22 protein-coding genes are annotated in these 25,022 nt (G+C 26.6%); all 22 read right to left on the bottom strand.

Annotation, left to right across the window (positions count from 1 at the left end):
* Nucleotides 1–38 precede the first annotated feature (38 nt).
* Entirely contained in the window at nt 39–1,535 is a 1,497-nt protein-coding gene (locus ACYUET_RS08340; protein WP_460278856.1) for a response regulator, read from the bottom strand.
* Complete coding sequence (locus ACYUET_RS08335) at nt 1,536–3,260, bottom strand: cache domain-containing sensor histidine kinase (protein ID WP_460278855.1); 1,725 nt, start codon at nt 3,258–3,260, stop codon at nt 1,536–1,538.
* A 340-nt stretch (nt 3,261–3,600) separates the two neighbouring features.
* Complete coding sequence (locus ACYUET_RS08330; RefSeq protein ID WP_460278854.1) at nt 3,601–4,308, bottom strand: MgtC/SapB family protein; 708 nt, start codon at nt 4,306–4,308, stop codon at nt 3,601–3,603.
* Between the two features lie 18 nt (nt 4,309–4,326).
* Nucleotides 4,327–5,400: an ABC transporter ATP-binding protein gene (locus tag ACYUET_RS08325; RefSeq protein WP_460278853.1), complete on the bottom strand. Its 1,074-nt coding sequence runs from the start codon at nt 5,398–5,400 to the stop codon at nt 4,327–4,329.
* Nucleotides 5,401–5,414: 14 nt separating this feature from the next.
* Complete coding sequence (locus tag ACYUET_RS08320) at nt 5,415–7,112, bottom strand: ABC transporter permease (protein ID WP_460278852.1); 1,698 nt, start codon at nt 7,110–7,112, stop codon at nt 5,415–5,417.
* A 171-nt stretch (nt 7,113–7,283) separates the two neighbouring features.
* Nucleotides 7,284–8,309: an ABC transporter substrate-binding protein gene (locus ACYUET_RS08315; RefSeq protein ID WP_460278851.1), complete on the bottom strand. Its 1,026-nt coding sequence runs from the start codon at nt 8,307–8,309 to the stop codon at nt 7,284–7,286.
* A 296-nt stretch (nt 8,310–8,605) separates the two neighbouring features.
* Entirely contained in the window at nt 8,606–9,478 is an 873-nt protein-coding gene (locus tag ACYUET_RS08310; protein WP_460278850.1) for a site-2 protease family protein, read from the bottom strand.
* Nucleotides 9,479–9,506: 28 nt separating this feature from the next.
* Complete coding sequence (locus ACYUET_RS08305) at nt 9,507–10,307, bottom strand: peptidoglycan DD-metalloendopeptidase family protein (protein WP_460278849.1); 801 nt, start codon at nt 10,305–10,307, stop codon at nt 9,507–9,509.
* A 501-nt stretch (nt 10,308–10,808) separates the two neighbouring features.
* Entirely contained in the window at nt 10,809–11,168 is a 360-nt protein-coding gene (gene mgsA / locus ACYUET_RS08300; protein ID WP_460278848.1) for a methylglyoxal synthase, read from the bottom strand.
* 49 nt (nt 11,169–11,217) lie between these two features.
* Nucleotides 11,218–12,351: a rod shape-determining protein RodA gene (gene rodA / locus ACYUET_RS08295; RefSeq protein WP_460278847.1), complete on the bottom strand. Its 1,134-nt coding sequence runs from the start codon at nt 12,349–12,351 to the stop codon at nt 11,218–11,220.
* A gap of 276 nt (nt 12,352–12,627) precedes the next feature.
* Nucleotides 12,628–12,894 (bottom strand): cell division topological specificity factor MinE, encoded by a 267-nt coding sequence (gene minE / locus ACYUET_RS08290; protein ID WP_460278846.1) that lies wholly within the window; start codon nt 12,892–12,894, stop codon nt 12,628–12,630.
* Between the two features lie 11 nt (nt 12,895–12,905).
* The gene (gene minD, locus ACYUET_RS08285; protein WP_460278845.1) at nt 12,906–13,703 is read right to left on the bottom strand and encodes a septum site-determining protein MinD; all 798 of its coding nucleotides are present in this window, start codon (nt 13,701–13,703) and stop codon (nt 12,906–12,908) included.
* A gap of 27 nt (nt 13,704–13,730) precedes the next feature.
* Nucleotides 13,731–14,372, bottom strand: coding sequence for a septum site-determining protein MinC (minC, locus tag ACYUET_RS08280; protein ID WP_460278844.1), 642 nt, complete (start codon nt 14,370–14,372; stop codon nt 13,731–13,733).
* Between the two features lie 647 nt (nt 14,373–15,019).
* Complete coding sequence (locus ACYUET_RS08275; RefSeq protein ID WP_460278843.1) at nt 15,020–17,953, bottom strand: penicillin-binding transpeptidase domain-containing protein; 2,934 nt, start codon at nt 17,951–17,953, stop codon at nt 15,020–15,022.
* Complete coding sequence (mreD, locus tag ACYUET_RS08270) at nt 17,950–18,441, bottom strand: rod shape-determining protein MreD (RefSeq protein WP_460278842.1); 492 nt, start codon at nt 18,439–18,441, stop codon at nt 17,950–17,952. Before mreD ends, ACYUET_RS08275 begins: the two co-directional genes overlap by 4 nt.
* Nucleotides 18,442–18,452: 11 nt before the next feature.
* Nucleotides 18,453–19,298, bottom strand: coding sequence for a rod shape-determining protein MreC (gene mreC / locus ACYUET_RS08265; RefSeq protein ID WP_460278841.1), 846 nt, complete (start codon nt 19,296–19,298; stop codon nt 18,453–18,455).
* Between the two features lie 3 nt (nt 19,299–19,301).
* Nucleotides 19,302–20,396 carry a rod shape-determining protein gene (locus tag ACYUET_RS08260; protein ID WP_460278840.1) on the bottom strand — a complete coding sequence of 365 codons (1,095 nt, stop codon included), beginning with the start codon at nt 20,394–20,396 and terminating at the stop codon, nt 19,302–19,304.
* 19 nt (nt 20,397–20,415) lie between these two features.
* A complete protein-coding gene (radC, locus tag ACYUET_RS08255) occupies nt 20,416–21,105 on the bottom strand; it encodes a RadC family protein (protein ID WP_460278839.1) in 690 nt (229 codons plus the stop codon).
* Between the two features lie 38 nt (nt 21,106–21,143).
* Entirely contained in the window at nt 21,144–21,710 is a 567-nt protein-coding gene (locus ACYUET_RS08250; protein WP_460278838.1) for a Maf-like protein, read from the bottom strand.
* Nucleotides 21,711–21,948: 238 nt separating this feature from the next.
* A complete protein-coding gene (locus ACYUET_RS08245; RefSeq protein ID WP_460278837.1) occupies nt 21,949–22,608 on the bottom strand; it encodes an SPOR domain-containing protein in 660 nt (219 codons plus the stop codon).
* A 133-nt stretch (nt 22,609–22,741) separates the two neighbouring features.
* Nucleotides 22,742–23,254 (bottom strand): GNAT family N-acetyltransferase, encoded by a 513-nt coding sequence (locus ACYUET_RS08240; protein ID WP_460278836.1) that lies wholly within the window; start codon nt 23,252–23,254, stop codon nt 22,742–22,744.
* Between the two features lie 158 nt (nt 23,255–23,412).
* Nucleotides 23,413–24,867, bottom strand: coding sequence for an aminoacyl-histidine dipeptidase (locus ACYUET_RS08235; RefSeq protein WP_460278835.1), 1,455 nt, complete (start codon nt 24,865–24,867; stop codon nt 23,413–23,415).
* Nucleotides 24,868–25,022: the final 155 nt, after the last annotated feature.

Genomic DNA, 25,022 nt, shown 5'->3' with positions numbered 1-25,022 from the left:
AATATCAATCTATCTTTAAAATATAGCCTTAAATTAAATTATTTTATCTTGTAATTGCTAGGAATATCTCCTGTGTATTTTTTAAAATTATAAGTAAACTTTCTATAATCATTATATCCTACCTTTTCAGCTACTCTTGATAATGAATATCCTGCTTTTAATAACTCTATAGCCTTTTCCATTCTAAGTTTTCTTATATATTCTAAAAATCCAATACCTAAAGCTTGTTTCAACTCTCTAGATAAATAACTTTCATTTAAATAAACACTATTTGCTACAACTGTTAATGATATATTTTGGTTATAATTATCATTTATAAATTTAATAGCTCTTTTTATAGTATTATCTTCTAATTCTCCTCTATATTCTCTTATATTTTTTATTGCTGAATCTATAAATTTTTCTAAATCATTTTTTAAATAACTTATTTGCTTATAGTCATTTTCTAATTCTATATTTTCTAGATTATCAGTCGAAATATCTAATTCTTTAAGTTTTTCCTTAATTTTTAATATTAATTCAAACACAACTTTAATTATCACATTTTTCCTTATCATATAATAATTAAATATCTTAAACAATTTATTAATATTTCTATTTAATTCTTTTATATCTATATTTGATATATTAAATATTATCTCTGTAATTATATTGTTAATTTTTTCATAACTGCTCTGAAAATTATTATGTATATTATTTTGTTCTGCCTCTTCTATAATTTTACCGTATCCCTTATAAAAACATATACTATATTCTTCTTTAGCTATTTTATATAATTCCTTTAATTTTATTGGAGGTCTAGGTTTGGTTATAGCTATTGTAATTATTCCTTGTGTACTATTTTTAATATCTTTAATCAGTAATTCAAAATCTATATCTGTATTTTCATAAAATATTAATCCAATTCTATTACTATGAGCTACAAACATATAACAATTTTTTATATTCTCTGTTGCCCATTCTTTTATTTTTTTTATAATTTGTATATTTAAATTTTCTTTATTAGTATTAATAAACTCTTCATAACTATCATTATTTATAAGTACTAATCTAACATTCTTTGAAATATCTAAATATTTGTCCACTTCCTTTATAGAACTCTGCCCTCGTATAATACTTAACAAATGTTTTTCAACTGTTAATTCATCATACTCTTTTCCTTTTTCAATAAGTTCTACTGCTTTCATAATTGCTTCTGTAAATTCTGTTACTTGAATTGGTTTTAAAATAAAATCCAAAGCATTTATTTTCACTGCACCTCTAGCATATTGGAATTCATCATGTCCAGTTATAACTATAAACTTTACATTAGGCAAAAATTGTTTAATTATTTTAGCCATTTCTATCCCATCTATTTCTGGCATATTTATATCTGTAACTATAATATCTGGATTAATCTTTTTTGCCAATTCTATAGCTTCATAAGCATTTGTTGCCTCCCCACAAACACTACAATTCATATTTTCCCATGGAATTATACATCTAAGTCCTTTTCTAGAGTAGTATTCATCATCAACTATGATTACTTTAATCATCTATTCTTCCTCCTTCTTAGGGACTATTACAGTAAATACAGTAAATTCTTCTTCTTTAGAATGAAATACACCATAATCCTCTCCATAAAATAATTTTATTCTTTTATCAAGATTTTTAAGTCCAATTCCCTCACCCTTTGTTTTACTATTTTCAATACCAACTCCATTATCTTTAATTTGAAAGCATAAATTATCATTACTTTTAAATCCATTAATAATTATAGTTCCATTTCCCAATTTTTCTTCTAATCCGTGAACAATAGCATTTTCAACTAAAGGTTGGAGCATTAATTTTAATATCATACAATCTAAAATATCTTCTTCTATATTAATAATGCTTTCAAACCTATCTTTATACCTATAATTTTGAATAGTTAAATAACTATTTATTTGTTCTAATTCTCTTTTAACGTTTACAATATCTTCGCTACTATTTACATTATATCTAAAAAATTTAGCTAACTCATCTGTAGCTTTAATTACCGAATCATCTTCTCCAAGCCTTGCCATCCAACTTATTACACCTAATGAATTGTAAAGAAAATGTGGATTCACCTGAGATTTTAAAGCATTAAATTCTGCTTGTTGTACTAAAAGTTCCTTTTTATAATCTTCTAGAATAAGCCTATCTAACTTCTTTACCATATGATTAAAACCTCTTGATAATTCTCCAATTTCATCATTAGTATGATTTTTTATGGATACTTCTAAATTTCCTTTTTCAACTTCCTTCATTAATGATTTAATCTCTAATATTGGTTTAGAGATTTTTTTTGACATAAAAATAGCAAAGTATATAGCTATTATTATTACAAACATCGTTAATATGATTATCAGTTTTATATTATTTAAAAATTCTTCTAAAAAGTATTTCTTAGGTATTAATTCCATAACTCGTATCTTTTTCTTATTAGCACTTGTATAATAGCCTAAATAATTTTTTCCATCCATTGATATATCTATCACACCAGACTTATCATTCATTTTCAGTAAATACTCAGAGTTTAATTTAAAACCAGTAGAATTTTTATTATTCTTATCAGTAATTATAAAACCGTTATCATCAAAAACCATAACATTTGACTCTTTAATAAATGATGTAAACTCAAAAATCTCATCAAAATAACTATCATAAACATCTAAAACAACATACCCTATTATCTGTTTTGTTTCTTTATCTATTATTGATTTTCCAATAGAAAGAACAGTATCTTTTGAATTGTCTCCATCTACTCTCCTATGAATTTTATTTATAACTACATCTTCATTTTCACTTAATTGTTTGTAAAAATCTCCTCTTGAATCTTTATAAATTGGATAATAATAGTTTGTAGTTGAAAATCTACTACTCTTGTCCACATTTATAATATGAAGTGGTACTTCTGTACTCTGTGTAGCTAATATAGCTGTTGATATTTTATATAATTCTTGTGTATCATGAAATTTATCATCTATATTATTTTCCTTACTATTTTCTTTTTTCATTATTCTTTGAACATCATAATTATCTGCAACATAATTAACAATCTTCTCATATGTACTAATATTACTTTCTATCAATTCTGATGCTATTTTTGTATTACTATTTGTAAAAGAATATATTTTTTCATACGTCGATTTTATAATAAACACAGTATCATATATCCATAGTAATATTAATGGTATCATTCCTACAATCAAAAATATAATAAGTAATTTTCTTTTAAAACTAAAATTCCTATTCATCCTATCAGGTCCTCTACTAATATGAATCACTTTATATTTCCACTTATTTTTCTATTCTCATAATAAACTAATTCCAGAAAAAAAGATAGAGACTTAAGAAATCCTAAATCACTATCTTTTTAATTGATTATTCAATTTTAAATTTGTATAATTAATTGCTTTTCAAAAAGTGAATGTCCAAATTTTATATTTACTCACATGAACTTTCACAGAGTACAATTTTATATTTTGTTCCTCGAACTTACTTGACAAATGTATATGAGTCAAGTTTCCTATTTCATCCCTGTCCATGATCTTTATACTACAATATCAACACCATTTTAAAACATAGCCTAATAATTTAATCTTTTACCTCATAAATTTGATTTATATACTCATTAGCCCCTAACTGTAATAAAAATTCATTTAAAGTATAATATTTAGGAATTTTTACACTAAGTAAGCAACTTTTTATTTTCTTTTTCTCTTCATCTTCTTCTTGATAAAACTCTAAATTTATTATCTTTATTCCTTTACTTAATATAGAATCTTGAATATACTTCATAGTTTCACCCTTATCAGTATACTCTATATAAATTTTATAATTACCTGCATTAATTATAAATCTCTTTTCAAATCTTTTTAAAGTAACCAATACTAATACTACTGAAATTCCTGCTAATATACTTATAGAATAATAACCTAATCCAATAGCTAACCCAATACAAGCTACTATCCATAATGATGCTGCAGTAGTGAGCCCTTTTATTGCACCTTTAGTATGAATTATAGTTCCTGCTCCCAAAAACCCTATTCCACTTATAACTTGAGCCCCTAACCTCCCCATATCTATTTTTATAGCATTAGCTAAAGCCTCATCACCATTTATTAGTTTTATAGATTCATTGACCATTTCAACTTGTATTAATGAAATTACAGTAGCACCTAATGCAACTAATATATGTGTTCTAAATCCTGCTGGACTATTTGTAGCTTCTCTTTCAGATCCTATAACTCCACCAATTAAAATTGATAATATTAATTTTAATACAATTTCCTGTAAGGTCATAGATTTTTCCTTTATTAATTATATTATATGAATATTTTCTTCATCAAAACTAATAAATACCTCTTGATCTTCTTCATATATCTTTTTAATTTGTGGATTAAAATCTTCGCATTTTAAAACTGAATTTTCTAATTGTATTGTATAATCCTGAAATGCTCCCATAAATGTTGATGCTATTATTTTTCCTTTAAATAATCCTTTTTCATCTATTTGAATTGCTTCTGGTCTTAATACTATTTTACATGAGTCTCCCTCTTGTTTAGTTCCTTTATAAGGTAAATTTAATTCTACATCTCCAACTTTTATAATAGCTTTATTATCCTTTATTGATATTATATTACCATCTATAAAATTTGCTGTTCCTATAAAGTCTGCTACAAATTGAGTTGCTGGAGTATAGTAGATTTCTTTAGGTGTTCCAACCTGTTCAACTATCCCCTTATTCATTATTATGATTCTATCTGAAAGGCTCATAGCTTCTGATTGATCATGTGTTACATAAATAGCTGTAATACCAACTTTTTTTTGAATCTTCCTTATTTCAGTTCTCATATATACTCTTAATTTAGCATCCAAATTAGATAAAGGTTCATCAAATAATAAAACTCCTGGTTCCATAACTAAAGCTCTAGCAAGAGCAACTCTTTGTTGTTGTCCTCCTGATAATTGATTAGGGTACCTTTGCTCCATTCCATTTAATCCGACTAATTCTATTATATCTTTAACCTTCTTATCCAACTCTTCTTTGTTCATTTTCTTTATTCTTAATCCATATGCTATATTGTCATAAATATTTAGATGAGGAAATAATGCATAGCTTTGAAATACCATAGCTGTATCTCTTTTATCAGGAGTTAAATTATTTATTTTATCCCCGCCTAAAAATATATCTCCTTCTGTGGGAATTTCAAATCCTGCTATCATTCTTAAAGTAGTAGTTTTTCCACAACCTGATGGACCAAGTAGTGTTACAAACTCTCCTGCTTTTATATCAATTGAAATATTATCTACAGCTTTAAATTCAGAGTTTCCACCATGAATTATATATGTTCTTGTTAAATTTTTTATATTTACACCCTTACTTCTTTGCATTTCTATCACTCCTACTATAATAAATTATCATCATTTTTACTTACACCAAATTTATCTAATAAAAAATACATAAATCCTATAGCAATCAATACTATTACAATTAACACTGTTGAAAACGCTGATGCTACACCAAATCTTCCATTATCTACTTGAGATAATATTGATGCTGTAAGTAATTGATATTTAGGTGTTACCAAAAAGATTACTGCACTTACTGCTGTCATACTTCTTACAAATGTATAAACTAATCCACTAAAAAATGCTGATTTTATTAATGGCAATGTAACTGAAGTAAATATTTTTGTAGAATTAGCACCTAAGTCTTGAGCTGCTTCTTCTATTGCTGGATCTATTTGTTGTAATGATGCAATACCTGATCTAACTCCAACTGGTAAACTTCTAACAATAAATGCTATAACTATTATAAAAGCTGTTCCAGTTAATATTAATGGTTTTGTATTATAAGCATTTATATATCCTAAACCTAATACTGTTCCTGGCACTGCCATCGCTAAAAGTGACGTAAATTCTATAAAACTTCTTCCTATAAACTTCTTTCTTACTATTAAAAAGGCAATAATCATACCAAGTACTCCTGTTATTGGAGTTGCATAAATTGATAATAATGTAGTGTCTTTTAATGGTTTTATACCTAGATTAAATACATATTTAAAATGATCTAATGTAAATGTATAATCTATTCCCATTACTTTAAATATTCCACCTAATGGTACTAATATATAAAATGAAATTACAAATACTGCAATTAATAAACATACTATATCAATTGGCCAAACAATTTTCTTCTCTGTTATTAACTCTCTTTCTCTTGAAGCCTTTCCGGTAACTGTAACATATGACTTCTTTTCTATCCAAAATTTTTCTACTACAAAAAGTAATATTGATAATGTTAATAATACTACTGCTATTGCAGCTCCACCTCTCATATCATAATTACCTATAGCTTGCATATAAATTTTAGTAGCTAAAGTAGAAAAGTTTCCTCCTATAACCATAGGATTTGAAAAGTCTGCAACAACTTCAATAAATGTAAGTAAAAATGCATTTGCAAGACCTGGTAGCATTAATGGTACTGTTACTGTTGTGAACGTCTTCCATCTAGATGATCCCATACTTCTTGCAGCTTCTTCTAAAGACGGGTCTATTTTCTTTAATAAACCAATTAATAAAAGATATGCAACTGGGAAAAATGTCATAGTTTGAACCATTACAATACCCTTAAAACCATATATGTTGGCGTCTGTAATTCCTAATAGTTGTCTAGTTATAAGACCAAATTGACCAAATAACATTATAGCTGATAAAGCTAAAACGAATGGTGGAGAAACTATTGGTAATATAGATACAACTTTGAAAAGCTTTTTGAAATGAGATTTTAAGTATGCATCTGCATAAGCAAAAATAAATCCTATTAATGTTGATAGTACTCCTACAGTGACACCTAAAAGTAAAGTATTGGTTAATGCCGCTCTAAATTCTATATCTTTTAATGTTTGTTTATATGCACTAAGTGAAAATCCTCCATTTTCAATAAAACTAACTTTTAATACAGAATATAAAGGATAAAGTATAAATATCGCTAATGTAATTATTAAAAATATTATAGTTGTTAGCAATATGGGATCTCTAACTATCTTCTTCATATTATCTAAATCATGTCGTGCTTTCATTTTACAATTACTAACTTTCACTATATATCACCTCATATTAATTGTTATAAAAATGACCTTGTCTCAATATCTCTTTAACAGTTCCTATTATTTTCTATATCTTAAATGAATATTGATACTGTAGTATAATGACTAACTGACATTAGAATTTGCTTTATACTACAATATCAACACCACTTTAAAACATATTTATTATTTAATTGCGTTGTTCCATTTTTCTACAAGTTCACTTCTTACTTTTCCTGCCCAATCTAAATCATAATCTATTAATTTTGTATCTTTAATTTCATTTGAAAGTTCAGGTGCTTTAGCAGTTTCATTAGTTAAGAATTGATATGATCCAACAGTTTGACCAATTTCTTGTCCTTTTTTACTTAAAACAAAATCAGTAAATTTCTTAGCAGCTTCTTGATCTGGACCACCTTTTATTATTGCAGTTGCTCCAATCTCATATCCTGTACCTTCGCTAGGTCCTGTTAAAACAATATCTTTCATACCTTCTTCTCTATATTTAATTCCATCATGTAAGAATGAAACTCCGACCATTACTTCTCCTTGACCTGCAAGTCTTGCTGGAGCTGTTCCTGATTTTTCATAAGACTTAATATTATCATTAAGTTTCTTCATGTACTTAAGTCCTTCTTCTTCTCCTTTAAGTTGAACTATTGTTGCAAGTGCTGTATAAGCGGTTCCTGATGATCCTGGATTAGCAATTGATACTTGTCCTTTAAATTCAGGTTTTAATAAATCTTCCCAACTCTTTGGAGCTTCTATACCTTTTTCAGCTAATAATTTTTTATTTGAAGCAAATCCTAAATAGCCAACATAAATTCCTGTCCATGCTCCATTTTTATCTTTATATTTATCTGGAATATCTTTTGCATTTTCTGAAACATAATTTTCTAATAATCCATCTTCATTTGCTTGTACAAATGCATCTGCTGGTCCACCATACCATACTGTCGCCTTAGGATTATCTTTTTCAGCTCTTAATCTTCCAAGAATTTCACCAGAAGACATTCTAACAGCTTCAGCATTAATTCCAGTTTCATTTTTAAACTCTTCTACAACTTTAACCATGTGGTCTTCCATTAATCCACAATAAATAGTTAATTTTTCTGGTTCTTTAGCTGTATCATTTGATTTCCCACATCCTGCAAATATGGATGCCATCATTAAGGTTGCCATTGAAAGTGCTAGTAGTTTCTTCTTATTCATTAATTATTCCCCCTCAGAATTTTCTCTTATAATTTTATTATATTGTAAACATTTACCCCTTTCGAATATAAGTAAATATTTCTAACCTACATGTAAAAATTTCGTTGTTAATATGGAAAAAGCTTCTACCTTATTATACTTAAGGTAGAAACTTTACTATAAATAGAATTATAAATTTCATTTTTACTTTATTACTTAATCTAAAATTTAGACTATATTTTAAGTAAACGTTGATAATATTTTAAAACATAGCAAAAATTTAAAGTTCTTTATACAATAATATATAAACCTTATTTCTAATTTTTATATATTTTTTTAATTCTATTTTTTCCTATAACATATTCCTCTAAAGTAATATTTCCATGTTCTTTTAATGCTTTTATAAGCTCATCTTCATGAAGTATATCTAATACTTCCATATCATCATTAAGAACATAGAATGTATTAAATTTATTTTTATCTACTAAAGTAAGTACATTAACTAAGCCTTTTTTATAATATACTGAAATACTTTTGTTTTCTATGTATCCATATTTCTCTAGCCTTCTTACCTTCTTAATAAGATCGCTCATAATTATATACATAGTCTTTTCTTTTTCTAAAAGTGTAGCATATGTCATTAAAATTGATGATAAAAACAGGCTTATATTTACTTTATGTAAAAATAACATTATGATAAATACTATAAATAATCCAATAGAAATACATAAACTACAAATTTCTGTTATCTTTTTACACTCTTTATATAAAAATTTTTTTGATAATAGTATTTCATATATTCGAGCACCATCTAAAGGATATGCAGGTAATAAATTAAAAACACCTAAACTTAAATTAATATCTATACTATTTTTTATAAAAAGTAAATCAAATTTTTCATAAAAAAAGCATAAAATTACCGCCATAAATAAATTAAAGCAAGGTCCAGATAAATATAATATTAATTTATTTTTTTCTGATAAATCATCAATATCACTTAATTCAGCATTTGCTCCTAATATGCTAAGATTAAAATTATAAAACTTACATCCTAACTTGTTTGCCACTAAAATATGAGCTAGTTCGTGTAATATTATCCAAAAAAAGCTAATAAAAATTGTACTTTTAAAATCTAAAATAGCAAGTAATATTAAAAGTTCTATTATAAAAATTTTATACCATTTTTTCATGTTCAACTCCTATGTCATTACTATGGCACTATACATTTTGAAGATTAGAAAAATCTAAATATTCTGTAGGATCCTGCTCCTTTCCCATATAAATAAATTTAAATATTACTCCACTTTTTCCACTTCCTGAAATTTTATTACAGTCACCTAAGTACTCCCCTTTTTTTACTTGATCCCCCTCTGCCATATTTGAGTTTTTAAGCATTCCATAATATGTCTCAATTCCATTACCATGGTCTATTAAAATATTTTGACACCCTTCATCGTTAGAAATTTTTCTTACAACACCATCCATACTGCAAACTACTTGTTGTCCTTCTTGACCTTGTATCAAAACACCTTTAATATCCCCTTGCAATTTCATATAAGAAGCAAGCACTGGCAAACAATATTTATCTTTTATTTTCTCTTTTACACTTGTTTCACCTATTTCTTTAGTTTTTGTTTTAAATACATTCATGTATTCCTCTGCCTTTTCTTTAACGTTTAAACTTTTTAAAGTATTAATAGTTTGAATAACATTACTATAATTGATATTTTGATTTATCATATTTTTTGATATTATATATAATTGTTTTGCTTTTGAAAGCGGTATTACTTTAAATGAAAATATTAATATAAGTAACATTAGTGATGCTATTAATTGTCTTATAAATTTTGTTGTTAAAGTTGTACTTTTACTTTTAACTTCATTACCCCTACTCCCATATATATTATTTAGAGAAGTATTTTTAGTTTTTGAAGGAAGATACGTCTTAACATTAGTATTTTTACCTTGTTTCATAATGTTTTTATAATACTTCTCATACTCTGATCTATAATCACTCATAACGACCTCCTTTTATTTAGATAGATTTAATAATACAAACAAAAAAAGTAACTCTTTATTAGATTATATTTACATATAATACTAATTATGAAGGTTTATTATAAGTTTTATTTTCATTAAAATACTCTCTATAATTGCATAAAATTTAAAATATTATATTATACGCTAACTAATTCATAAATAAACTGTAATAAACTTTTCTTTACTGGTAATAATAATTAGTATCCTATAAGTTTATAATATTTTTCCGTACAATAACTTTATATAGAAAAAGTGGATTCATAACGAATCCACTTTTCTTATATATTACTATATAATCATAACAACCTGTAAAATGATGAGTTGCACTATTCCTAAATAGCTAAAAATATAGTTCAATACATTTATTAGTTTATTTTAACTAGTATAACTATTCATTCACTACACGCATAGCATATGATTTTTCACAATAAAGAATATAATAAAAGACTGTTGTATTTTGCAACAGTCAATATTTTCAAATTAGAATTCTTTAATTATAAGATTAGCAGTAGCTAAATTAGTAACTACAGGCACATTGTGTACATCACATACTCTTAGTAATGCTGATACATCTGGTTCATGTGGTTGTGCTGTAAGAGGATCTCTAAAAAATATAACTAAATTAATCGTACCTTCTGCAATACGCCCTCCTAATTGTTGATCACCACCATATGGTCCTGACAAGTATCTTTTGACTTGCAATCCTGTTGCCTCAGAAACTAATTTTCCTGTTGTACCAGTTGCTAACAATTCATATTTGCTTAAAATCTCTTTATGTAATTTAGCAAATTCTATCATATCTTGTTTTTTCTTATCATGTGCTATCAATGCTATTCTCATATCCCCATACCCCTTAAAATATTATTTTTTATTTCTAATTAATAATATATTAAAAATATATCTTTTTCCTTCTCATTCCAACATTTAAAACCAAAGCAAGTGACATAACAGTAGTTAATAATGAACTTCCTCCATAACTTATTAAAGGTAATGTTATTCCCGTAATTGGTAATAATCCTACTGTCATCCCTATATTCTGTAATATAGCAAATAAAAAATATGAAGTTATACCAACACATATAACAGATCCAAAAATATCTTTTGAAGTTCTTGCAATAGTAATCATTTTATAAATTAAAAATCCATAAAGCGTTAATAAAATTAATGCACCTATTAATCCCCATTGTTCTGCTATAGCTGCAAATATGAAATCAGTTTGGACTTCTGGAACATTTTGAGCAGCATATCCTGTAGTTCCTTCAAGTTTTAGTGATGGTCTACTACCAAGTATTCCACCTGAACCTATACCTATCAAAGATTGAGTCAAATGATAACCAGATGTTGCATCAGCAGCTTCTGGATTTAAAAAAGCTGTGAATCTTTGTTTTTGATACGATGCAATAATACCTGAATTCCACACTATTATTATTGCTAATACTAATGATATAAGGCCTCCACCAATAATTCTTATATCTAATCCAGCAGTATAAAATATTCCTAATACTATAAAGAAACAAACCATAGTCATTCCCATATCAGGTTGTGTTACTATAAATACAACTGGAATTGCTGCATATAAAGCTAATATAAAAAAGTTTTTAACATTATTTATGTCTCCATCCATTTCATCTAGCTTTTTAGCTAACATAAGTATTATCCCAAGTTTTGCAAGTTCTGCAGGTTGTAATTGGAATCCACCAATTCTAATCCATCCTCTAGCACCATTAACAACAACACCAATACCAGGTATTTTAGCTAATAAAAGAAGAACTACAGATCCCCAATAAAAAATTGGAACATAATTAAAAATTATTGTATAATCTATTGCTACAAGAAAGTATAGTGCTATCATAGATAATATAAACCAAGAAAATTGTTGCTTAGCAAATGACAATCCATAATTACCTTTTGTACATAGATATATATTTAAGACCCCATCCAAAATTAAAAGCATCATTGAAATTAACATTACCTTATCAATTTCTTTTATTAGTCTTAAATCTATTTTAAAGTTTCTAAACAATTTATCACCCCAAATACATAGAGATTTTCGGCACATGATAGAAAATAATAGTTCAAATATATACTGTATATTTTTATTACTGACAAGTATATAAAATCAGTTAATAATTAGCTATTATATAAACCTACTGTCAAATATCTATAAAAATATACATGTACACTGATTTATTATTTTTTTGAATGTGCTTTATAGCACATATTATATTATCTTACCTTTCTTTATAAAAATCTATTCATTCAGGAAATTATAATAAATTCTTAATATTTTTATTAAATTTTATCTCTTTATACTCTTAATAGGAATATTCGCAATTAATGCAGAGGACTTTTCGCCTTCCATATCATCGCTTTTGTTTACTGATATTTCAACATCATCTACTTGTATTTCTATATATTTAGATATTACACTTAGTATCTCTTTTCTTATTTTCTCTAATGTATCCGTAGGAATTTCTCCTCTATCATGTATAAGAATAAGTTTCAATCTATCTTTTGCAACCTCTTTAGGTGTTGGTTTACTGCTTAACCCCTTAAAAAAACCCATCTCTCTGCCTCCTATTTACGCTTAAATAGCTTGATTAATGATGTAAAAAATCCTTCTTGCTCTTGATGCAAAGTCATAATCTCAACCTTTTCACCAGTAATTCTTTTTGCTATATTTTTAAAAGCCTTTCCAGAAAAAGATCCTTCTTCTAAAACTATAGGCTCTCCCTTATTTGTAGAAACAGTTATATTTTTATCATCTGGCACTACCCCTAATAACTCAACTGATAAAGTTTCTATAATATCACTTATGTCAAGCATATCACCATTTTTAGTCATTTGATAATTTAATCTGTTTATTATTAACTTATGATCTTCTAACCCTTTTGCATCCAATTTACCAATAACTCTATCAGCATCTCTAACTGATGTTATTTCTGGATTTACAACTACAACTGCACTATCTGCACCTATAACAGCATTTTCAAATCCTTGTTCTATTCCTGCTGGTGAATCTATTAAAACATAATCAAATTCTTCTTTTAATTGATTTACTATCTTTAACATTTCTTGTGGACTTATATCATCCTTATCCTTTGTTTGAGCTGTAGGTAATAAACATAAATTTTGAAATCTCTTATCTTTAATAAGAGCTTGTTTTAGTCTACATCTACCTTCTATTACATCAACTATTGTATATACTATTCTATTTTCTAATCCTAATAATACATCTAAATTTCTAAGCCCTGTATCTCCATCAATAACTACTACTCTTTTTCCTAGTTCAGCTAAAGCTGTCCCTATATTAGCTGTAGTCGTTGTTTTTCCAACTCCACCTTTACCTGAAGTTATTACAATAGATTCTCCCATTTAACATTCTCCTCCGACCTTATAATATTATATATACTTATTTGGTAAATATGGTTCAACTATAATCATTCCATCTTTGATTTTTGCTAATTCAGGATATTTAGGCTTTTCTATATTATCAGGTGAAATTGTTATTACATCAGCAATTTTTAAAATTTCTGGTTCCAATAAAAAAGCTGCTATTACAGATTTTTTATTTCCAGTATTTCCTGCATTAACACATCCCCTTATTGCTCCTAAAACAATTACATTTCCACCTGCATGCACTTCAGCACCACTATTAATATCGCCGATTATAACAATATTTCCTTGGTAACTTATGGATTGTCCACCTCTTATAGTACGCCTTATAAATTTAGTTTTTCCTTCATATACACCGTTGAATATTTTTACCGGTTTATCATTTTCTTGATCTATTTGTTCAAAAATAAGTTCTTTTAATTCTATTTCATTTAAAAGAACCTCTTTAAGTTTTTGAATATTCCTTTTATTAATTAAACTTAAATTTATATTTACAATTAAGGTTGTTCCTTTATAGAAATGTTTTCCTTTTGAAAGTTTCTTTATTAAACTTTCTAACATTTCATCAAAACAACTAAATTTCTCCATATAGATAGTCGCGTTTATGCCTTCTTTATTACCTTTTATCAAAACACCATCATTATGCATTGCTACCTCCAATCAATTGGTTCTTAGGCTCAAATGAAGTAGTCGTAATAATTTCTTCTTCCTAACCCATGAGTCTTAGAAGAATTTTCTGCGCCATATTTCTTGTCAAAATAAGTTTAAAAATCTAAATATAAGATTTATTATTACAATTTTTAAAATTCTCTTATCCATACTCATAGCATTACTTTTATATTCTTATTTTTTAATGAATAATATCAGCAATCATAGCAATAGGATAAATTCTATATATTAAAATATTCTCTTTTGTAAATACTATACCTAGATTAAATTATAACATTATTCTGATATTTTTTGTATACATTTTTAATTAGTTTTAGATATATAAAAAAATAATAATTTGAATATATAATGTATATTTCCTTTAATACAAATCTACAAAATCAATTAGCTGTATTTGTCGAAGATTTATCATCTAAAATATATTATTGTACTATAATTTATTATTTTATCTATATTTTAATTTAATGTTGATATTTTAGTATAATGGTGAACTGGTATTGAAATTTGCTTTTTAAAATTCTTATGTAAAAATCAAAAAAATATTAATACTATTTTAAAACATAGCTATTATTATAAACAAATAGAGCCTTTAACCTACTAGTTAAAAAGCTCTATCTAACATATAATTAATCATTTATACTGTTATTTGTATTTTCTTGTTGATTGTTTGAAATTTCCTGTTTAGCATTATTGTTAGGATTACCTAATATATACTTCTTAAATGATTGTGATGAATTTACATACTCTGGATGCTCTTTCATAAGTTGATCTTTAAAATAAGCTTCATATACAGCTTTTACAGCTGGTGCAATAGCTCCACCATGCCCTCCATCAAATCCAACACCTACAACTGCTATCTGCGGATTATCAGCTGGTGCATAACTTACATATGTTGCATAAGGTTTTCTTCCTATTTCCTCCTGATGCTCTTGAAAGTCTGCTGTTCCTGTTTTACCAGCTGTTTTTATTGGAAAACCTGTAAATGTTGCTGCAGCAGTACCACCTTCTTCATTATTAACTCTAGACATACCATCTCTTATTGCTGCAATTGTACTATCTTGCATAGCAACTTTATTTAAAATTTCTGACTTATATTCTTGTACTATATTTCCATCATTATCAGTTACTTTATCAACCAAATGTAATTTATATCTTGTTCCACCATTTGCAAGTGTTGAAACATATGATGCTAATTGCATAGGTGTAAATACATTTAATCCTTGACCTATTGAAGCATTTACAAGTTGTGCTGGTGATTTTATTTCTACTGCTTTATCATTTATTGTATATTTTGCAATAACTCTACTAACTATAGAAGCTTGCTCTTCTAAATTCACTTTTCTACCATTATTTTCAGCTTCAGCCACTCTTGCTTTATAGACATCTGAATTATTAATTATCTTTTGAATATCTGGTTTTAATTCTTTAGCAAACTCGTCAAAATTCAAATTTTGTTCATCAGTTCCTACTGTTTTAAGGCTATCAGTTACTTTATCCTTTATAGACTGTTTGGCTGATTTTACAACTTCATTATCATCTTCTAAATATTGTATATCAAATTTTACAAATTTATCAATACCCTTATAATCTCCCGCTTCTAAGTAATTAACTAAATCAAATTTAGCATAAAGTATTGCTTGATCTTTAGATGAAGCGAAATTATAAGTTTGACCAAAATTTTCTTCTATTTCTATACCTGTTGTCTTTTTTGTATTAGAATTCGGATCAACTCCCAATCCAAATTGCCAAGCGTATTTTGCAATAGAATTTAATGCATCAAGATTTCCACCATTATATTTATATAATCTATATGCAACTTCATAAAAATAATAGTTACATGATACTTGTATAGCTTTAGCTACATCTACATTTCCGTGTGTTCCTCCACTAGTAGTATAAATTAAACATTTTGGATCAAATCCTTTTCCGAACGTTTCTGGATGTTCATTAAATACTCCTCTATCGACAATAATATCAGTTGGGGATACAACTCCAGATTCAAGTCCTGCTACAGCAGTTAATGGTTTAAATGTTGAACCTGGTGGAATTAAACCCATTGTAGCGTAATTATAGAATGGTTTAGGATATAAATCATACTTATCTTCTCTATTTCCATTTTCATCTGGTGGAAATAAGTCATCTACAGTTTTATTTATCCCTGTTTTTTGTATCACACTTTTAGCAAAGGCTTCATAATCAGGATTAAAATAATTTTTACGTTCTTCTTCACTTATTGTTCCAGGTATCGTAAATATATTTGGATTATAGTCAGGATAACTAACTAATGCTAAAATCCTTCCTGTATTTACTTCAACAACTATTAAAGCTCCTCTTGTTGCATTTACAAATCTTGTACCATCAGAATAAACTCCATTTTCTCTTAATTCTTTCAATGTATCGGCAAAACTTTGTTCTGCTGCATACTGTATATTATTATCTATTGTAAGATGAACATCATTTCCTGGATGTGTCTCAAGTTTAAATAATTCTTCTGTTACTCTTCCTTGAGAATTAACTTTAACAGTAGTCCCACCTTTAACTCCTTTAAGTTGCTCTTCAAAGGAAGACTCTATTCCGGATTTACCAATTAAGTCCGATGAAACATCATATCCTCTTAATTGATATTTTTCAGTTTTAGAACTATCAATTGATGATACATACCCTAAAACTGATGATGCCAACTCCTTATTTGGATAATATCTTACTGGTTCTAAACTAACATCTATACCTGGTAAATCATTAAGTTTTTGATAAACTATAAAAGCAGTATCTTTTTTGATATTTCCTGCAATAGTTACAGCTTTATATCCTTTAAAACTTTGCATCTTTATTGCATCCTTTATAACAATAAAGTTTCTAATGTCATTTAGTGAATATCCATTTTTTAATAAGATATCTGTTAATTCTTTGCCGTCCATTTTATTATATAATTCTTTTTGTTGTTTAGTAGGATTAGGATCAACACATTCTATTAGATTATAACTTTTTACTAAATAATAAAAAGTATCTTCTAGACTTATTTTTACTAACTCATTATTTACTTGTTCAATTTCTGTATCATTTAACTCTTCTTTACCTTTAAATAATTTATTTTCAACCGCTTGATTTAGTCCTCTATCTCTTTTAAATCTTATTTCTTCATATTTCCTAGATTCAGCACTAGATGTTTTATAATCAAAATATATTTCATCATTGTCTTTTAACTTTAATGAAAGTGTATCTTGAAAACTCTCATCATTATCATTCAAAATTTTGAAAAGTTCACTCATTGTTGAATAAAAATTTTTTTCAGTTTCTGGTGTCTTAGTATATGTAATTGTATATGTTTGTATATTTGTAGCTAATATATTACCATTTTGATCATATATCTTACCTCTTGGAGCTTTTTCTGATACAAATCTAGTTGAATTAGCATTTGCTCTCTCTTTATAATTATCATAATTTAATATTTGAAGATATATTAATTTCATAGTAATAGCGCCAAAGATTATAAACATAATAATACTTAAAACTTTATATCGTGAAACTTTCTTTTTCTTTGTTGGCTTATTTACTATCATTTAAACCTCCATGGACGTTTTTTATATTCTTCGTTAGAAATCCTCATCACTAACTTATAACATAAAAGCATTATTATTGCATTATATATTCCCATAATTAAACTTTTTGAAAAGTCCATCTTTATTTTTAAAAGATAAAATATTATAAAAATTCCTATATATTTTAATATTGTTAATATCAAAGTGGAAATCACTGGTATTAATCTCTTGCTTTTAAAAATATTTTCTCCTATCAAACTTGCTGCTATACATAAAAACAAGTTTAGTAGCGAATTTACTCCAAATCCATAAAAAAAGAATAAATCTTGTAGAATGCCACTTATTGCACCAATAAATACCGCTTTTTCTCTTCCATTTATAATGGAATATGCAATAGCAAATGTAAATAATAAACTTGGATAGACACCATTAATTGAAAAAAATGGAACAAGAGAATTATCTAAAATTACTAATACTATAGAAACTAAAATTACTATTAACTTTTCCATAATAAAAACTCCTAATATTTAATTTCTCTTGTATCTTTAGGAGATACAATAAATAATTCCTCTAGTTTATTAAAATCAATATATGGTTTTACAAGTGCGGTCTTCATTACTTTAATTTTATCTTCCTCTACAGAAGTAACTTCTCCAATTTTAATTTCCTTAGGATAAATTCCGCCTACTCCCGAAGTCATAATAACATCTCCTTCTTTTATCTCAGAATCCATCGGAAGATTATATACTTTTACTAAATTTCTATTTTTGCTATCTTTATATCCCTTTAAGTATCCTGTACTTTCTCTTGTACTTTCTACCATAACACTTACAGCTATATTTTCATTAATTAAAGATTGAATTATACTCCAATTATTACCTACTGTTGTAACTTGACCTACAAGCCCTTTGGCTGAAATTACAATCATCCCTTTTTTAATGCCTTCATTTTCACCTTTATTTACTATATATCCATCTAAGAAACTTCCTCCACTATAACCTATAATGTCACATCCTATATAATTATAGTTATTATTTTGCTTTGAAAAATTTACTACATCTCTTAATCTTTCATTTTCTTGTTCTAAATCAGAATACTGTAGCAATTTACTTTTAAGTTCTTCATTTTCTATTACTAATTCTCTATTTTGAGTTTTAACTTCTGAAAAATTTAAAAAGAAATCTAATGTTTCTTTTATTGTACTTGTAGCTTTATAAATTAACATTTGTGCTGGCTTTAAAGTATTACTTGCACCATTTTCAACAATATTTTTATTTTCCCTCTTGACTGTATAAACTATTAACCCTAAAAAGCTAACTGACAGCACTATAATAGTTACTGCCAGTTTATTCTTAAGAAACTTCACTTTTTATCCTCTTTGGTCTCTACTAATTTTATCAAAATCTTCTAAAGCTTTTCCTGCTCCTAAAACTACACAGTCAAGAGGCGCCTCTGCAATATGTACAGGCATATTAGTTTCTTCATTTATTAATACATCTAATCCTTTTAATAAAGCTCCTCCACCAGCTAACATGATTCCTTTTTCCATTATATCTGCTGCTAATTCTGGTGGTGTCTTTTCTAAAGTTATTTTAATTGCTTCTATAATTGCACATACTGGTTCTTTTAATGCTTCTCTTATTTGAGCTTCTGTTATTTCAATAACTTTAGGAAGACCTGATATCATATCTCTTCCTTTTATCTCCATAGTTCTATTGTTTGAATCATCTACACTAATTGACTTATTTGAATCAACTTCATTTTCATCACTGTCTTCACTCTTAAATTCAACAACCCTATTTTTTACTGGATGTGCTGAACCAATTTCCATTTTAACTTGTTCTGATGTTCTTTCTCCAATCATTAAGTTAAATTCTTTTTTAATATAAGAAATTATTGCTTGATCTAACTCATCACCAGCAACTCTTAATGATCTACTAGTTACTATTCCACCTAAAGAAATGATTGCAACTTCTGTTGTTCCTCCACCAATATCTACAATCATACTACCAGTTGGTTCACTTACTGGTAATCCTGCTCCAATTGCAGCTGCCATTGGTTCTTCCATTAATATAACATCTCTTGCACCAGCAAGTTTAGTAGCTTCTTCAATAGCTCTCTTTTCTACTTCAGTAATTCCTGAAGGATAACAAACTATTATTCTTGGACTTTTAAAAGCATTCTTTGTTGATACTTTTTCTATTAATTTTTTAAGCATTGTTTGCGCAACATCAAAATCTGCAATTACACCATCTCTTAGTGGTCTTATAGCAACTATATTTCCTGGTGTTCTTCCTATCATAAGCTTTGCTTCAGCTCCTACAGCTAAAGGCTTCTTAGTTATATTGTTCATAGCAACAACTGAAGGTTCTCTTAAAACTATTCCCTTACCTTTTACAAAAACTAAAGTATTCGCTGTTCCTAAATCTATTCCCATGTCTTTTCCAGAACCAAAAAATCCCATTATATTTTTCCCCTTTCGATTATATGAATCCTTTTTCTTTTAAACTAATAAAATTTTCTTTTCCTATTATTATATGGTCAAGTAACTCAATCCCCATAATACTACCACATTCTTTAATTCTTAATGTAATATTTATATCTTCCTTACTAGGTGTTGGATCACCTGATGGATGATTATGAGATATGATTATTTTTGCACTGCTTTTATTTATTGCATGCTTAAATATCTCTCTTGGATGAACAATAGATGTATTTAAAGTCCCTTTAAATATATCTTTTGTACCAATAATAATATTTTTTGTATTTAGAAATATAACTTTTAATATTTCTTGTTTTAATCCAGACATCTCCCCATTAATTAATGTTGCTACATCATTAGGAGATGTAATCTTAAACTTTTTATCTAATGATTTTAAAGTTTTAAACCTTTTAAAAAGTTCAGCTAAAGCTAATATTTGAGAAGCTTTGCCCTCTTTTATTCCTTTTATTGAGGTTATATTATCAAAAGATGCATTCAGTACACCATCTAGCCCTTCTAATTCTGACAAAAGTCTAGTGCTTAATGCAAGTACGTTTTCACCTTTAGTACCAGTTTTTAATATAATTGCTAACAATTCTGAATTACTTAGTATTTCAGCTCCATATAATAGCAATTTTTCCTTTGGTCTTTCATTTTTAGGTATATCCTTAATTTTAAGATTATTATACATAAATATCCTCCTCTTAATATTGGATACCCCACCCCATTTTATTTAACTTGTTCAAGCATAGTTTTCAACTTATTTAAAGGAAGACCAACTACATTATAATAGCATCCTTTTATTTCTTTTATAAATGTTCCACCTATGCCTTGTATTCCATAAGCTCCAGCCTTATCCAAAGGTTCTCGTGTTTTTATGTATTCTCTAATTTCCTTATCACTCATTGATGCAAAAGTTACTTCTGTATATAAGCTTTCCTTAATAGTCTTATTTAAAGCTGTATTAATTACTACAATTCCAGAATAAACAAAATGTTTCCTTCCTTGAAGAGATTTTATCATGTCAAACGCATCTTTTTCATCTCTTGGTTTGCCTAATATTTTATTATCTAATGTAACTATAGTATCTGCTGATATTATTATTGCATCCTCGTGAATAGTGTTCTTAATATTAATAGCTTTTCCTAAAGCTATATCTTGAACATATTTATCAATAGAGCCTTCAAAAATTATTTCACTTTCATGGAAATTACTAACTACTATATCAAAATCTTTTATAAGTCTTGTTAATAATTCTTGGCGTCTTTCTGAAGCAGAAGCTAATATAACTTTCATATACTCACATCCTCTAAAAACTGTCCTTAATAATTATCCCCAATTCATATAATTATAGACATAAATTTCCCTTAAGTAATTAAAATTAGTCATTAACCACTTAAGGTGTAGTTATGATTATCAAAAGCTGACAACCATCACTACACCAATATAGTTTAACATTTAACCAGTCCTTAAACAAGTACGTTAAAGTAAGTTGTAATGTTTTTATAAAAAATTAATTTTATTGTAATAATTCTTACACTTTGTACTTTTCAATAATTTCATAAAAATATTTTAAGTAAACTTTAACATTAGTTTTATCTATTTCATCTGGTAAGTTATTTATATATTCTTTAATATTATTTAAATCCTCATTATTAGATGATTCACTATCAATAATTTTTGAACACCATGTCTTATAATCAGATGTTTTTACACTTTTAACATCAGGCTCTTCTAACTTATTGCTTATGATTAAAAATCCTTCAGTTATCTTACTGACTTTTTTTTCTTCTATTGTATCATTTGGAAATTTAAAATTAATTTTAACAGCATTTATTCCTTGAGTTGTTAACTCTTCTAGTTTTTTTAATCCATTATCTTCTGAATACAACCCAATTACAACTCTATATTTATTTTCATTTTCAATTATATAGCTGTTATATTTAGAAGGTATGGTGTTAATTGCAGCATCAGCATTTTCTTTATTCGCATAATAACCAAATTGCAAGGCCATAAAATTTTCATTACTATTAGTAACAATACATTCATTTGAAGAATTAATGTTTACATCACCTTTAAATACAATTCTACTAAAATACAACCCAATTACAATAGATACTCCTGCTATTATTGATATTATACACAAAAACTTTAATTTCCCATGTTTTTTGTACTCATATCTTGTATATCTCATATAAATACCTCCTAAATCTATAATTAGATTATTCATTAAATAAAATTAATTATATAGCTTTATTTCTTATGTATTATAATTATTCTCTAGGTTACATTTATATGAATTATGTTAGGTATTTTTAATTTTTAATTTAAGCTGATTTACTTAATATTAATAAGTCAGTTGAATTATATTTATTATCTTCAAAAAAGTTTTTTGATATTCTAACCTTTTCAAACCCCATTGTATTCCAAAATTTAATTGCTTTTTTATTTTCTGAATTTACTCCTACTTTAAAAGATTCAACACAATAAAGACTCTTAAAATAATTTAATATTTCTTTTAATATTTTATTTCCAAATCCCATATTTCTAAATCTACAATCTATTAAATACAACCAAATAAATAATTCTGATTTTCCCTCTAACTCAAAACGACCTTTAAAAACTCCATATATTTGATTATCTTTTTCTATTTTAAGAAATAACTCTTCTTCAGTTAAATAATATTCTAAAAATCTTCTATAAAATAATTGTTTATCTAAGGAAAAAACATCTTCATTAAAATTATCATTTAATTTAATCCATTCATTTAATTTATCTATATCATCTCTTTTAACACTAGTTATTTTAAAATCCTCATAATAAAATTCAATATTTACCAATCTGATTGTTCCTCCTTATTAATTCAGTGTTAATTATAGTTATTCTTCATTTTAGATAATATTTCCTCTATCAAACCTAAAAATAAATCAAAAAGGCTATGTTTTAAAAATATTTCTTTAAAACATAGCCAAATACTTTTTTGTTATTAAATTTTTTACTATTTAATTTCCTTTAATACTTCTAATAAGTATTCCCAAACTCTCTTTACAGAAGAACTACTCATATGTTCATTTGGAGTATGTGCATCAAATATATCAGGACCAAAACTTATCATATCTAAATCTCCTAATTTTTCTTTAAATAATCCACATTCTACTCCAGCATGAATAGCTACAACTTCTGCTTCCTCATCATATAATTCTTTATAAACATCTTTACATATTTCTCTAATTTTTGAATCTTCTTTAAATTGCCATTCAGGATATCCTGCTGTATTTGAAACAGTTCCTTCAAATAAATCAGTTAAACATTTAATTTTTTCAACAATTTCTTCTCTTAATGAAAATACAGAACTTCTTACTGCACTATCATATTCTATGCAATTTTCCTTAGTTGTAAGAACACCTATATTAGTTGAACTTTCTGTTAAACCTTCTATATCGGAACTTAATGTATTTACTCCATTTGGATATAAATACAGTAAATTAATAACCTTAATAGTAGTATCTTTAGAAAATACTTTTTTTGCTTTTTCTCCTAATTCTTTAGTCTCTAATTTAATATTAGGATCTTTTACTCTAAATTCATTTTTAAAATCTTCTCTTAAAGTTGATATTATATTAATAAATTTTTCTTCATCTTGTGAGTTTATTAATACTTTTGCTATTGCTTCTCTAGGTATAGCATTGTTTTTAGAACCACCATTTAATGAAATTATTCTAAAATCTAAACTATTAAGTAAATTCTTTAAAACTCTTCCTATTAATTTATTTGAATTACCTCTTTCTAAATGTATATCAGAACCTGAATGTCCTCCACTTAAACCTTTAATTGTAATTTCGTATTCTTTTGTATCAGCTTTAGCTTCTTCCCATTCTATAGTTAAAGTAGATTTTGTTCTAATTCCACCTGCACAACTAACTAAAAGTTTTCCTTCTTCTTCTGAATCTAAATTTAAAACAATTTTTCCATCTAAGCAATCAGGCTTTAATGCCATTGCTCCAGTCATACCTGCTTCTTCATCTGTTGTTAATAATATTTCAAGTGCTGGATGTTCTAAAGTATTATCTTCTAATAATGCCATTGCATATGCTACTGCAATACCATCATCAGCACCTAAAGTGGTTCCATTTGCATAAATGAAATCATCTTTAGTAACTAATTCTATTGGATCTTTAGTAAAATCATGTATAGTTTCGTTATTTTTTTCACAGACCATGTCCATATGACCTTGAATTATTACAGTTGGTGCGTCCTCATATCCTGCTGATGCTGGTTTTTTTATTATTATATTTAATGCTTCATCTTGAATTGTTTCTAAACCTAACCCTTTACCGAAACTTAATAAGTAATCACTTATACCCTTTTCATTCCCTGATCCTCTGGGAATTTTTGATATTTCTTCAAAGTAGTAAAAAACTTTTTCGCAATTAATTTGTTTAAATTTTCTCATAATTGTTCTTTCCTTCCTAAATATGTGATAAAATTAACATAGATACTAATTTAAATTAATTATAAAATATAAATTAAATTATATTATTTTAATTTTACCATAAAATAAATATTAAATTATATTATTTAATCAATTTTATTCTTTACTTTAGTATT

The organism is Clostridium sp. CTA-5 (assembly GCF_054768135.1).
The sequence above is the reverse complement of the archived record's forward strand: the minus strand, read 5'-3'. Positions and strand labels throughout refer to the sequence as shown.

Coding starts and splice junctions, on each gene's coding strand:
- ACYUET_RS08340 (WP_460278856.1), bottom strand. CDS start 1,535: ATGATTAAAGTAATCATAGTTGATGATGAATACTACTCTAGAAAAGGA.
- ACYUET_RS08335 (WP_460278855.1), bottom strand. CDS start 3,260: ATGAATAGGAATTTTAGTTTTAAAAGAAAATTACTTATTATATTTTTG.
- ACYUET_RS08330 (WP_460278854.1), bottom strand. CDS start 4,308: ATGACCTTACAGGAAATTGTATTAAAATTAATATTATCAATTTTAATT.
- ACYUET_RS08325 (WP_460278853.1), bottom strand. CDS start 5,400: ATGCAAAGAAGTAAGGGTGTAAATATAAAAAATTTAACAAGAACATAT.
- ACYUET_RS08315 (WP_460278851.1), bottom strand. CDS start 8,309: ATGAATAAGAAGAAACTACTAGCACTTTCAATGGCAACCTTAATGATG.
- ACYUET_RS08310 (WP_460278850.1), bottom strand. CDS start 9,478: ATGAAAAAATGGTATAAAATTTTTATAATAGAACTTTTAATATTACTT.
- ACYUET_RS08305 (WP_460278849.1), bottom strand. CDS start 10,307: ATGAGTGATTATAGATCAGAGTATGAGAAGTATTATAAAAACATTATG.
- mgsA (WP_460278848.1), bottom strand. CDS start 11,168: ATGAGAATAGCATTGATAGCACATGATAAGAAAAAACAAGATATGATA.
- minE (WP_460278846.1), bottom strand. CDS start 12,894: ATGGGTTTTTTTAAGGGGTTAAGCAGTAAACCAACACCTAAAGAGGTT.
- minD (WP_460278845.1), bottom strand. CDS start 13,703: ATGGGAGAATCTATTGTAATAACTTCAGGTAAAGGTGGAGTTGGAAAA.
- minC (WP_460278844.1), bottom strand. CDS start 14,372: ATGCATAATGATGGTGTTTTGATAAAAGGTAATAAAGAAGGCATAAAC.
- ACYUET_RS08275 (WP_460278843.1), bottom strand. CDS start 17,953: ATGATAGTAAATAAGCCAACAAAGAAAAAGAAAGTTTCACGATATAAA.
- mreD (WP_460278842.1), bottom strand. CDS start 18,441: ATGGAAAAGTTAATAGTAATTTTAGTTTCTATAGTATTAGTAATTTTA.
- ACYUET_RS08260 (WP_460278840.1), bottom strand. CDS start 20,396: ATGGGATTTTTTGGTTCTGGAAAAGACATGGGAATAGATTTAGGAACA.
- radC (WP_460278839.1), bottom strand. CDS start 21,105: ATGTATAATAATCTTAAAATTAAGGATATACCTAAAAATGAAAGACCA.
- ACYUET_RS08250 (WP_460278838.1), bottom strand. CDS start 21,710: ATGAAAGTTATATTAGCTTCTGCTTCAGAAAGACGCCAAGAATTATTA.
- ACYUET_RS08245 (WP_460278837.1), bottom strand. CDS start 22,608: ATGAGATATACAAGATATGAGTACAAAAAACATGGGAAATTAAAGTTT.
- ACYUET_RS08235 (WP_460278835.1), bottom strand. CDS start 24,867: ATGAGAAAATTTAAACAAATTAATTGCGAAAAAGTTTTTTACTACTTT.